This is a genomic window from Eubacterium sp. 14-2 (assembly GCF_000403845.2).
GTDB lineage: Bacteria > Bacillota > Clostridia > Lachnospirales > Lachnospiraceae > Petralouisia.
Map to the genome: position 1 here is coordinate 406881 of NZ_KE159568.1, position 14256 is coordinate 421136.

General features: G+C 49.3%; 2 protein-coding genes. Both read right to left on the reverse strand.

Translation table 11 applies throughout. The features are described from left to right. Nucleotides 1–3: 3 nt before the first annotated feature. Complete coding sequence (locus C805_RS19020; protein WP_016215602.1) at nucleotides 4–9726, reverse strand: non-ribosomal peptide synthetase; 9723 nt, start codon at nucleotides 9724–9726, stop codon at nucleotides 4–6. Nucleotides 9727–9757: 31 nt separating this feature from the next. After that, nucleotides 9758–14245 (reverse strand): SDR family NAD(P)-dependent oxidoreductase, encoded by a 4488-nt coding sequence (locus C805_RS25420; RefSeq protein WP_016215603.1) that lies wholly within the window; start codon nucleotides 14243–14245, stop codon nucleotides 9758–9760. Between the last annotated feature and the right edge of the window lie 11 nt (nucleotides 14246–14256).

Genomic DNA, 14256 nt, shown 5'->3' on the forward strand with positions numbered 1-14256 from the left:
TTCTTATTCAAGGCTGTCGTTAAAATCTCCCGCCATATCTTCCTCATTTCCGTAAATATCTGCCACAGAAGCAGTTTCTGTCACCTGTTCTAACAGTTGTACATAGCGCTTTGCCATATGTTTCATATCCCGTTCAGGATACTGATTCGAGTCAAAGCGAAACGTCATTCTATACGTTTCCCCCGGTACTATTTTCACACTGAGGGCCAGCACTGACTGCTCAAAATAGCTTCCGTCAGAAATATGCATCTGTTTATAATCCTGCTCTGTTTTTGACATATCCAGGCCCCCTGTAACAGGATAATTCTCAAAGACCAGTGCGTGCTCGATGATTGCAGGAGACAGGCCGGAGCACTGAGCAATATCCGAAATGGACAGATACACATGGCCGCTGGCCTCTGCGTTGCTTTTACGGATCCTGCTGACAAGCTGCAGGAATTTTTCTTCCCGGTCCGGGGTCACACGCATGGGAATGGTATTAATAAACAGTCCCAGCATCTGCCCCATTCCCTCAATCTGAGGGTCTCTTCCTGAAACAACACAGCCAAATACCACATCATCCCCTGCATATTCTGCCAGCAGCAATGCCCATACTGCCTGAAATACCATGCTTTCCGTAGCCCTTGCCGCTTTTGCCACAGCAGACAGTTTCCTGATTACGTCTTTTTGAAGGTCCGTAACTATACCGGCCTGACGGTACGGCTCTGACGAATTTTTATGGAAGGGCAGTTCCACAGCACCATCCAGCCCCTTCAGGCACTCTTTCCAATATTGAAGGGATTCATATCTGTTCTTCCTGAAACACTGTCTGATATACTCAGAATAAGTATACTGCTCCCTGAGCACCGGCTGCTTCCCGGATGCCAGATCATGATAACAGTCAAATATCTCATTCAGCACCATGCTCAGGCACCAGCCGTCCAGTATGATATGATGGAAGCTGATCATCATATAATGACAGTCTTCTGCAAACCGGATCAGCCTCATCCTTATCAGCTGCCCGTGAAAAATATCAAACCCTGCGGCCCTGTCACGGGCCAGCAGCCTCTCTGCCGCTTCTTTACTGTCTCCGTCACATTCTGTCAGCTCAAAATCCGGCCGGCCATGTTCTTCTACGATCTGTACCGGTTCGCTGAGTCCCTCCGCTGCGAAAAATGTCTTAAATACATCATGTGCTTCTGTGACAGCTGCAAAACTTCGTTCCATGGCCTCTTCATTGAGACTTCCGTTTAACAGAAAGGAAAACCGCTCATAATACATGGAAGGGTCTTTTTTAAGAGATACCACCGTCAGGATATTCTTCTGCATGGGGGACAGTGCGTACACCTTCGACGGCCGCCCGTATTTTCGGACAAGCTGTTCCAGTTCAGCCGCTGACAAACCGTTTTCTCCGTAATCTGAGGGCGTAAGTATGTGTTCTGCATGAGCCAGCGCATTTGCGGCATTGCTCAGGCTCTCCAGAAAGGCTGTCCCAAACATCTCAATTGCCTGCTTCTCATATGCAGGCGTATAATCCAGAACTATCATAATGCTTTCCTTAAGCTGAAACACATTAATTTCCAGGTTATACTGTACTGGGTTCTCCTCAGAACAGCAGGTGCCATTAATATCACTGACAATCTCAAACAGACTTCCCTGCCGGCTGAAATCTCCCATATAGTTCACCAGTATATCTGAGTCACAGAGATCTGCCCCCATCTGCCTGAGAATGCCATAATCAAAACCGCCTGCCGGGATACGCCTGATCTTTTCTTTTGTATCAGCCAGCCTGTCCAGTATGCCGCCCTCTGTCCGGGGCAGGGCAAAAGGATACACTGTGGTAAACCATCCTGCTGTCCGTGCCGCGCATAACTGCGATGATATTTCCTCACGTCCATGTGATTCCAGCATAACATATCCCGGATTTTCAATGCCGCTGTATGCTGCCGCTTCGGCCACCGCACACAGAACAACTTCGTTTATGGTAAGTTTTCTTATTCTGCTTATATGCTCTGCCAGAAGGCTGCACGTTGCTTCATCCGCCTTAAGGATCTGCCTCTTTCTGTCTCTGCACAGATATTTCACTTCACGGGAACAGGGCCTGCATACCGACGACCAGTAAGGGAGCTGATCCCATACAAGGCCGCTCTCTGCTCTGTCTGCCACCCCCTGGCACCAGTCCCTGTAAGAAGTTGTTTTCGGCGGAAGCGCATATGACTCTCCACCTGTTTCTTCAATGTACAGTCCCTCCAGATCCTCCAGAATGATTCTCCATGATACGCCGTCACAGATAAGATGATGGGCGATCAGCATAAGCACATCTTCCTCCGGCGTATGGATAACCATACAGACAAACATGACGCCGGTTCTGATGCACAGCCTGCTGTGTCCGTCATTGAGCAGTTCCGTCAGAGCCTTGTGGTCTCTGCTGTCCAGTGTGTGTTCCAGCAGCAGAAAATGTTTTTCCCCCTGGTAAGGCCTGCACACCTGTTCATCCGGCGTTTCTTCCGGAAAGATCATACGCAGTGCGTCATGATGGCGTACCAGCCGGTTCAGAGCCCTGTCCATTGCACTGGCAGATATCTTTTCCCGGCAGAAGCACACAACCTCCTGATTATACCAGTCCACATTGGGCATATCCCGGCTCAACAGTTCTTTTTGTATGGGAAGAAGGGGCGCGCTGCCTGTCACTTCCTCCCAGTCCGGCGAAATGCGGCCCCCTTTCAGCCGAAGGGCCATTTCCCTTATGGAAGAACATTCATACAGACTCTGAATACTCAGGGAATATCCAAGCTCCCGCAATTTTGACGATAACTGTATTGCCTTAATGGAATCTCCTCCTGTGCGGAAGAAATCATCTTCCACACTGATATTCTTTCTGCCCAGAATCTGTGACACCGCCTGAACCAGTATGGTTTCTTCCTCTGTCCTGGGCATGACACATTCAGAAGAATCCTCTGTTTCTATTACAGGGAGGGCCTTTCTGTTGAGCTTTCCGTTCCCGGTAACGGGAAGCTGTGACAGCTGCATGACTGCAGCGGGAACCATATAGTCCGGCAGTTCGTATTTTAATTTTTCCCTGAATCGGCCCACATCAACGGTATCATCTGACACAATGTATGCACAGAGATATTTGTCTCCGTTCCTGTCACTGGCTGCTGTCACCACTGCAGTTTTGATTTCTTCCATCCCACAGATCACACGTTCAATTTCCGCGGGTTCAATTCTGAAACCGCGTATTTTCACCTGCTCGTCCAGCCTTCCCAGATACTCAATGTTTCCGTCCGGCATCCAGCGGGCCAGATCGCCGGTGAGATACATCCGGCCGCTGCCAAAGGGATTGGGCACAAACCGCTTTGCAGTAAGTTCATCCAGATTCCGGTACCCGCCTGCAACACCCACGCCTGTAATACAGAGTTCGCCGGGAACTCCGGGGCCGCACAAAGCAGAACCATTCATAATATAGATACGGATATTATCAATGGGTTTTCCAATGGGAAGTATTTCCTGGTGTTCCAGACAGTCCCAGGCTGTTACGTCTATGCTTGCTTCTGTGGGCCCGTAGAAATTGGCCAGCCGCACCCTGCGGTTGCCGGGGGATAACAGTCTGTAAAAGAGGCTGGCATGTTCCCTTTTAAGGGCTTCGCCGCTGGCAAATACATGTTTCAGGGAGCGCAGTTTTTCCACACTTTCCGGGACAGCGCTCAAATAGGTCAGAAACGCATTGAGCATGGAGGGAACAAAATGCATCACCGTGATTCCATGCTTCTCCACGGCACTGCATATCATTTCCGGATCCCGTTCTCCTCCCGGCTCCAGAAGAACCACTTTTGCCCCCACAAGGCTCCACCATATAATTTCCCAGACGGATACGTCAAAGGTATATGTGGTTTTCTGAAGGATTGCATCGCCGGCACCAATGGGATAGCGTCTCTGCATCCATTCTATCCGGTTGACAAGTCCGCGGTTATGGCACATTACCCCTTTGGGACGCCCCGTTGTACCGGATGTGTAGATCATATAGGCAAAGTTTTCCGGCCCTGCCGCCTGAGGCAGATTGCCGCTCCTGCGTTCCCTTAATTCGTCCAGGTAAATTATTCTGACGTTATCATACTCTTTCTTTTTCCCGTCATTCTGGAGGAGCATAACAGCAGCGCCGCTGTCTTTGAGCATAAATGCAGTCCGTTCTTTTGGGTAAGAAGGTGAAATGGGCAGGTACGCCGCTGCGCATTTTAAAATACCGAAAATGCCGATTATCATTTCAATACATCTTTCAGATCTGACCGCCACAAAATCATCGGGCTTCACGCCTGCTTCACGCAGCCTCATTCCCAGGGCGTTTGCTCTCTCATTTAATTCCTGATAAGTGATGAAGTCCTCACGGTATTCCACTGCAACGGCTTCCGGCGTTTTTTTTGCCTGCCGTTCAAAAAGGGAAATGACTGTCTGATCCTGTGAATACGGATAATCCGTATTGTTAAATACTTCCGTCACAAGTTTTTTCTCTTCCTCTGAAATCACCGATATATCGAATAATCCCGTTTCTTTTCCGGCTGTAAACTGGCGTACCACACGCAGATAGCTTTCTGCAAAACGCCTGGCATCCCTGTAATCAAAAATATCAGCGTTATACTCAAAATTACATGAAAATCCTTCCTCACGCTCAATCACTTCAAGGGTCAGGTCAAGTTTTGCTATCTGCTTCCTGTAGGCCACGCTTCTGATGCTTACCTTATCAACCATCACTTCAATCCGCGGAGTGGCAACATCCGTGATCTCTATCTCGCCGCCGGTATTCTGGAATGCAAACATTACATCAAACAGGGGATTGCGGCCGGTATCTCTGCCCTGTGAAATCTCGCCCATCAGTTCGGAAATTCGGTAACTGCTGTTTTTCATTCCTTCCACATACCGTTCTTTTGAATTTTCCAGAAATTCTCTGACTGACATACGGTTTTCAGGCGCCAGACGTATCGGCAGGGTGTTCACAAACATCCCGATCACATTTTCAAGCTCACTGTTTTCCCGGCCGGCATAGGGAACTCCAATCACGATATCATCCTGCCTGGAGTATTTTGCGAGCATTACCGCAAACCCGCACAGCAGTACAAGCCCCACCGTGGCATTTTCTGATTTTGCCAGCTCCTTTACTTCTCCTGCCAGAAGGGGCGGGATCTCAAATTCCAGCAGCCCGCCTCTGCCGCTTTTTACCGAAGGGCGCTTCTTTCGTGCCGGAAGCTCCAGAACTGGTATTTCATCGGAAAACTGTCTGTGCCAGTATTCTTTCGCCAGCCGAAAGGCCTCATCCTCCCGGCCAAGGGACCATACCGCAAAATCCACATAATTTACGGAAGGAACCGTTACTTCCAGCCCGGAATACGCTTTTATAAATTCACGCAGCAGCACAGACATTGCATAGCCGTCTGCCGCAATATGGTGGACGTCCACGGTAATATAACCGTGCTGTTCCCGGTCCTGAATCAGCATGGTCCGCAGCAGCATCCCTCCTGACATGTCAAAGGGACGTACAAATTTCCTCACCGTATTTTCCAGCTCATCGGGTTTCAGCTCATGGTCGTATTGCAGCACTTCCAGTCTGTAATCGGAACCGTCGCATATTTCCTGACGCGCCCCTTCCTCTGTCACATAGAATTTCGTTCTCAGAGACGGACTGGCAGAAATCACCTGACGAAAGGCATTTTCCATGCGGACAGCTTCAATTTTTCCGTTCAGCTCCAGGGTAACCGGCATATTATAAACAATACTTTCATTGTCAAAACTCTGAATGGCATAGATTCTTCGCTGTTCTCCGGAAAGGGGATAATTCTTTCTGACAGGAGCGGCCGGAATCCTAAACGCCGTATTCTTATGAGCCTCATCAATGCGTTCTGCCAGTTTGCGTATGGTATTAAATTTAAAAAGTGACGACATATCCATTTTTTTATGGAACATATCGCTTATTTTATTGGCCATACTGATTGCCATGACAGAATCGCCGCCCGCCTCAAAAAAGCTGGTATCTATATCCACCCTTTCAGCTCCGAGAACATGGTACCAGATTTCCGCCAGCTTAAGCTCGCTCTCCGTGTAGCAGCCGTCTGCCCGGCCTGTCAGCTTCAGTTTTGCATGTTTTGTCTGTACGGTCTTTGACGCCTTAATTCCTGCAATCCTGGAACGTATCTGCCGGGACAGAGCCAGCTTCATATCACCCAGCAATTCAAAACTATAATTTAAGGAAGCCGGACAATATACACCCCCTGCTCTGCTCCTGACAGCAAGCAGATGTTCCATGGCCTGTTCCGGCGTCATTACATGAAAGACGGAATCATAATCTGCAGCGTTCCCGGCAGCCATGCCAACCTGCGTAACAGCAGGCAGGACCAGGGATATGATTTTAAGCCGGTCGTCTGACATCCGGCCTGCAAATGCATTCATATATGCATTCGCCGCTGAATATGCACCCTGCCCAGGGGTTCCAATCAGCCCTGACACGGAAGAAACCAGTATCAGGCTCCCGGCTCCGGTGTCTTTTGCGAACCGATACAGATTCTGTACCCCCAGGATTTTTGGATTCATCACTTCCACAGCCTTTTCTTCTGTATAGTCCCCTAAAAACTGTCCATCAGCAATTCCTGCAAGATGGTAAATACAATCGGGGAAAATATTGTCTTTTTTCAGGATATGGCAAAGAGCCTCCATCTGTGTTCTGTCACTGACATCAGCAGAATAATCTTTTATCACAGTCCCTGTACGGCGGGCAGTCTGCTCCAGCTGTCCGGAGTGTATTCCTCTCCTGCTTGTCAGTATCAAAACCTGGGCCTGTGAACACAGTTTTTCCGCCAGTTCTCCGCCCAGGCCGCCGGATGCTCCTGTAATCATACAGATACCGCCTGATTTTTCCCTGTGCTCCTGGGGCTGCAGTGTCCGTACGCTCAGCTGCGGGCGCATACGCGCCTCCGGGCAGACCGCCCATTCTGTCTCGTTCCCGCAGATTATTTCCGAAAGGACGCGGTCTGTATCCGTTTCTTTGCAGACAATAATATGGCGGCAGCAGACCTCAGGCATTTCATTGCCTGCGCTGCGCACCAGTGCTCCCACAGAAGCCGCTGCTGTGGAATCACAGGATTCTGTCACCGATACCACCGTCAGGGTTCTGACAGAAGGACTGCCTGCAGCGGCAGACGCTGCGGCAAATACAGGCAAAATCACCCTGTCTCTTTCTGCCTGTGCATCTTTGCTCTGCTCTGGCAGTAAAAGGACAACATCCTCTGTACCTGCAGCTTCTATGGCATCTGCAATTTCCTGCCTGCTGCCTGCCACAGCAAATCCGCGGCTGCCTGGCAGCAAGGCTGCGATTTCTTCACAGTAACGGTCTGCCGCAGGCATAATACAGCAGCAGTTTTCCAATAACGGCCGATCCGTTTCCCGGATTTCTTCCATGCTGACCCATTCCAGAAAACAGTCCTCCTGAGGGGAAATACTTTTAAGGCCATCCACTTTCTTAACCACATAGCCCCAAACATCTGCCAGAGGCCCCTCTTCATCGTATATCCCAATGTCATAGCTTTTTGCCTCGTCAGATGAAAGGTCCAGGTTTTCTCTTATATCACAGGAGATATCTCCGCCGAATTCCCGGTAAATGCGTATGCTTCCGATATGAAACGGAAGATAATCTCCCTCCTGCAGAAATGCCAGACCGTTCAGGGCAAGATCCAGCATTGCCGGATGAAGGGGATGGCGTTTCAGGTCGCTGGCATATGCCTTCCCCAGTTTTATATGTATTCTGCACCGGTTATCTTCTCTTTCAAATGTGTCCACACAGTCCCAGCGGGGTCCATACACAATCTTTCCACCGGTAAAATCATTTGCATTAAACCAGGATTTTCCCAAAACCGGTGCGGCTGCTTCGGAATGTTTTGGCTTATTGCATGGAAGAACCCTGGCCCCTGCAACGGGAACCCATCTGCGGTCATACTCAGACTCATACGTCCCTTCCGCCTCCGCCAGAATCTGTACCTCTGTTTCCTCACCGATTTTTTCTGTCCTTACAATGATTTCTCTTTTGCTGCACACTGTCAGCAGTCCTGTCAGGACAAATTCTTTTATTTCAACGGGCCCGTGATATTGCTTCTGGCCTGCAAGGTAAATCAGCTCAAGTATTGCGGAAGCCGGCATTGTGGGTTTTTCCATTACAGTATGCTCATTGATATACCATTTGTTTTTTGTCATGGTCAGACGCCGCTGCTCTTTTCCATGCCCCCAGGAAATCACTTTTCCATTCTGTATCCATGCATGTCTGCTGTCCGGACGGATTCTGTGCTCTCGTTTGTTCATCCTGACAGAAGAAGGCCGGCGCTTCTCAGATGCTGCCTTTTGGGTTTTGCAGGCGTCAAGTATAACATGAACATTTGTTCCGCTGATACCGAAACTGTTGACAGCAATATGAAACTCTTCTCCTTCAGGGATTTTTATATGCTCATCACACACATAAAGGGGAGAATTGCAGAAATCAGTAAAACCGTTGGGCTCCTCGAATCCCGGCATGGGCGGTATCTGGCCATGATACAGCGACAATGCGCATTTCATCAGGGCCACAATGCCCGATGCAGCCACAAGATGCCCGATATTCTTTTTACAGGTTCCGATTGCGCAAAACTGTCGGCGTTTTGTATATTCTGACATGGCCTCGGAGATACTTCTTATCTCTATGGGATCTCCGATCTGCGTCCCGGTTCCATGGGCTTCAAAGTAACCTATCTTTTCCACATCTGTTCCGAAACGTTTCCACACGCCTGCCATCAGCTCTTTCTGGCGCAGCATGTCAGGGGTGGTTATGCCATTGGACGTACCATCGTTATTTGTGCCGTTTGCGCTGATAACAGCATAGATCCTGTCACCGTCATTACACGCATCCTGATACCGTTTGAGCATAACAGCACAGACCCCCTCGCCCCAGACTGTGCCGTTGGCACGGGAATCAAAGGGATGTATCTCACTGTCCGGGGATTCAAGGATCACAACTCTGTCTTTTGCGAGAGGAAACAGATTAATCGCCGATCCGCAGACCACATTGGCTTCCGTCTCTCCTCTGCGCAGGCTCTCGCAGGCCTGGCTGACTGCCAGAAGACCTGAGGAGCACGCCGCATCAATCACTGCGCAGGGGCCTGTGAATCCCATCCTGTATGCCAGCCTGGAGGGCAGTACGCTCCCTGTATTTCCAATGAACCCTGTACCGTCTGTTATCTCCATGAAATCAGAATAACGCGGTTCTCCCAGCCGGGCGTTTGCAGTACAGACACTGACATTTTTTCCTGACAGAGATCCGTCCCCATATCCGGCGTCGTGAAGGGCTTTCCAGGAACATTCCAGCACAAGCCTCTGCAGGGGACTCATTTTATCGCCTTCTGCGTCTGAAAGACCGAAAAAAGCAGGATCAAAGCCTGTCACATCTTCCAGATATCCCTGACGCTGATAAGCCTCATCATCATCCGTCAGTTCCTGAGGCAGAAAGTCATCGGTAAACGCGCGCCTTCTGTCGGGAAATTCACGGACGGAGGTAATCTTACAGGACAGATTCTGCCAGAAATCATCGTATCTGTCAGCCTGCGGAAGTATGGCTGCCATCCCGATAATCGCTATGGGCTCATGGGCCGGGCCATGGAGAGCCTCCAGCATTTCCTTCCCGTCCGCCCTGTCAATCCGCCCTTCATAAATTTCATTTAAAATATATGTTTTCAGCTTACTCATCTGTAATTTCCCCTTTATCTCCAAATACCTGTTATAAATACTCCGCTGCTTCCTCCACACTGATTTCTCCGGCTGCAAGCATTTCAAGAATATCTTCTGCATTTTTATTACTGTTCTTATTGCTTTCTTCCGCAGTTTTATCTTCACGGTTTTTCGGACTGTTTTTTTCGTCAAAATATTTGCTCAGTTTAAATACCGTTGAATAGGAAAATATATCTGTTATATCAAATTTTCCCGGATATTCATTTTCCAGTTCTCTCACAAGATAAGATGCCAGAATGGAATTTCCGCCCAGGTCGTTAAAATTCGCATATATGTCAATTTCATCCGCCTCCAGCACGTCTGCCCATATTTCAGCAAACCTTATTTCCGAAGGGGTATAGGCATTGTCCGGCCTTCCCGTCAGCTTTACCTGCCTTTTCTTTGCCGGGTTCTTTCTTCCGCTGGCCGGATACCCCAAATGCCATTCCTTCAGCTTACGTCCCACAGCCGTTTTCTCCAGAATCTGTCCATGGGGAGTATCCAGAATATCAGGATTCCACTGTCCGATTATCATCTGATTTTTTTCTGACATGGCTGCTGAATCAAATACGGCAACTGCCTGCTCTGAAGATATGGACTTCATAAACGTATCTGTGTCAAATCCGAGATCTTTTGCCATTCCCGTATCGCTCCAGGAAGGCCAGCATATGGAACGGACTCTGCACCGGCAATCTGATTTCGCCCAGGCAAATCCGTTTAAAAAGGCGTTGGCCGCCGAATAGTCACACTGGCCCGGAATCCCGGTTATGGAAGCAATGGAAGACATAAGATACATCTGCCTGGCTTCTTCTGAAAAAACCTCATACAGCAGCCTGGTTCCGGTTATTTTGGGCTCAAGAACACGGATAAACTGTTCTTCTGTTTTGCCTGCGGCTGCTCCGGCGCCGGCAACGCCCGCACAGTGGACAATAACTGATATATTTCCCACTTTTTTATGAATTCTGTCTGCCGCATCTCTTAAAGCTGTAATGTCGCACACGTCGCCCTTATAACAGGAAATTTCCGTACCGCAGGCTTCCGCCTCTCTGCAGAGACGGTCAAATGCCTTCCGCTGAATTTCAGAAAGCTGTGTTACATCACGCCGGGACAGGATACTGACAGAGGCGGCGCCTCCGGAAACAAAATACCGGGCCATGCACATTCCAATTCCGCCGAATCCTCCTGTTATAAGAATGTTTTTATTTCTTACCTCCGGCCGTTCAGAACATTTTTCCACGGGAACAAAGGTTTCCACATAAATCCTGTCCTGTCTGACAACATACTCATCCAAATCACTGTGGGTAAAAAGAGGTTCCACTGTTTCAAAAGACGAGTCTTCATCCACATCCAGGAAAACACATGAACTGAATGGAATTTCAGATAACCCGGAACGCAGCAGTGAAAAATCTGATGCAGTTCCCGGCGATATTTTGCCAGAACCTCCGACTTTATGGGCCCCTGTGCCCCAGACAGCAATCCTGCAGGGGCGGTTTATTTTCCTGCCGGACAGCTGAAGGAATTTAAGCAGAAGAACCTTCCTTTGAATCTCATCACCGGAAGTATTTTCGCCGATTTCCAGGACCATCAGTTCCGGGTCATTCCAGATACGGTCCCCCTTTGTGAGAAAATCTTCCAGCTGCGTCACAACCACCTGGTTACCCCCGGCGGCCAGCCCCTGCTCCAGGCGGCGCAGGCCCAGGGAACCGCCCTTTTCCGTCCGGATATATAAAACCCTTTTTGAAGTCCTTTCCCCGCTCCTGTGAACCTTATTTTCAGCGACCCATTCCGGACAATGCAGCATGGTTTTTCTTCCGGCAGAAAAACGTCCGATATTCTGAACCTTTTTCACCATATATCCCTCCACCTGCATACACAGCCTGCCTGTGCTGTTGTAAATCAGGAGATCGTAAGAAATAATCTGATCCGTTTTTTCTTTCTGTACCTGGAACCTGGTATAAGATTCTCTGTCAACAGGCCCAAAAACACGGATACTATTGTATTTGTAAGGCAGGTGCGGCTCTCCCGAAGTAAGGGCCAGGGCATTGACAGCCATGTCCAGCAGGGACGGATGCAGATACATAATCTGAAAATCTTCTGCCAATTCCTCCGGCGCCTGAACCCGCGCCCAGCAGGTATCCTCATCCTGCTTCAGTAATCCGATGGAAAGGGTATTCCATCTGGGCCCAAACTCTATAAAGCCCTTTGCCAGTTCTGACTGGTCAATGGGTACATAATCGGCATGTTTCGGTATCCCGGCAGGTTCTGTCTCTTCTGCCGGATCAGAAGTCCGTCCGCACAGATGAACCACTGCCTGCCCGTGAGATTCTTTTATTCCCGTAAGGCTGTCCACAGAACAGATTGTTATTTCATAAGAACCGTCATCCTGCAGCCTGGCGGTGGTCTCCACCACCGTCGGATGATCTGCACATGCCCTTATGGGCTGCAGTAATTCCAGTCCGCAGATCTGGAGTATCCTGTCCTCCAGACGGTCTTTCATCATCTCATGAATGATCTCAATATATGCTGTTCCGGGAAGCACATGTTCTCCCAGCACCTTATGGTCACTGATTACCGGATTGCTCTCAGACGTAAGGGTTGTCACACACTTAAATACCTTATGGCTTTCCTTTTGAATATCATCTGCCAGCCAGTGAGGTTCTCTTTCGGTTCCCCCCTGTTTCACTGCAGACATATTCTGTGAAAACCAGCAGGAAACGGGATTTTTAGGCGGCGTGGGCAATGAAACCACACCACCGTCAAAATCTCTGTAAACTTCGCTCCAGTCAACCTCTTCTCCTTCCAGATACCTTTTTACTGCCGGCCCGTAACTGCCGGCCAGCTCCAGCTTTGCATCATCCGGCGCTTTCGTCCATATGCCCTCTGCATGTCTGCCCCGCACAAACAGTCTCAGTTTGTCTTTCAAATCCTTTTTGCTTTCCGCATAAATGACAACACGTTCTTTTTCATGTTCCCGCCTTACATTCTGGGTATAACAGACGTCTTTCATGGAAAATCTTTCACAGTCAGCTTTCAGAAGAACCTCCGCCCAGCGGAGCAGAGCTTCCCGGTCTGCCCCCGAAAGTGTAAATATTCCCGCACCGTCATCGGCCCTGGAAGGATATTCCTCCAGAATAACATGACAGTTGGTTCCGCTGAATCCAAATGCGCTTACGCCCACTCTCATTACCGTATCTTTCGATACTTTTGCCGCTTTATCCACAACATACACGGGAGAAGAAGTAAAGTCTGTTTTTCGGTTGGGCGTGTCAAAAAACAGTGTGGGCGGAATACACCTGTGGCGGAGCATAAGGCAGGCCTTCAGCACAGAGGCGACTCCGGCCCCTTCATACAGATGCCCGATATTGCTTTTCACACTTCCGATTCCGCAAAACTGCCTGCGTTTCGTATAACGTCCTGCCGCTGCTGCAATCGCCTCTGTCTCAATGGGATCTCCCAGACGAGTACCTGTTCCGTGGGCTTCGATATAGCTTATCTCATCGGGAGTTAATCCCGCTCTGTCCCAGGCGTCCTGCAAAAGGCTGGTCTGGGATTCAACATTGGGAACGGTAATGCCGGATGTTGCACCGTCCTGATTGACGGCGCTGCTTCTGATTACCGCAATAATGCCGTCATGGCTTTCCAGCGCAACTCTGAGGGGCTTTAATACCACAGCCCCCGCACCTTCGCCCATACCGGTTCCGTCTGAATCATCACTGAATGTACGGGTAAACCCATCCCCTGATTCCATGCCCAGCCGCACCTGCCCCTCCACGGGAAGCAGATTTATTTTAATGCCTCCAACCACCGCCATATCGCAGTCTTTTCTCAGGGAATCGCAGGCTGTATGCAACGCTGTCAGAAAGGAGGAACAGGCTGTATCAATCAACATACACGGTCCCTTCAGATCCAGATAATAGGAAAGCCTGCCAGGTATAATGGCTGCAAGATTTCCGGGAATGCTCAGGGCACTTTCGTCAGGCTGTATTTCATTTACCAGTGAGCCATACGTTGTGCGCAGATCATCAGAATGTCCCACAAACACTCCCACTTTCTGCTTTTTCACAGAACAGGGCGGATATCCGGCGTCCAGCAAAGCATCATACATTACCTCAAGCATGATTCTCTGAACAGGCGCCATGGTTGACGCCTCCCGCTTTGACAGGCCGAACAGCCGGTAATCAAACAAATCTGTCCCGCTGAGAAATGCCCCGTTCAGATATTCCCCGCGGATTTTCTTTGCAGATTTATACATATCCATTGCGGCTCTGCGGTCCCTGGGAAAATCACCGGTCAGATTCACTCCCTGTTCAATGATATCCCAAAAATCCTCAAGGGTCTGACAGGAGGGGAATTTTCCGCTCATGCCGATAATGGCAATTCTGTCGTCTTCTCTTCTGCTGTCTGCTTTTAACTGCCTGAGTAATTCTATTCCTGTATTTTTTTCAATCTTTCCTGCTGCAGTCTGCTCCAATATTACCTGATAAAGCTCTTTTCCCATTCCCATCCTCC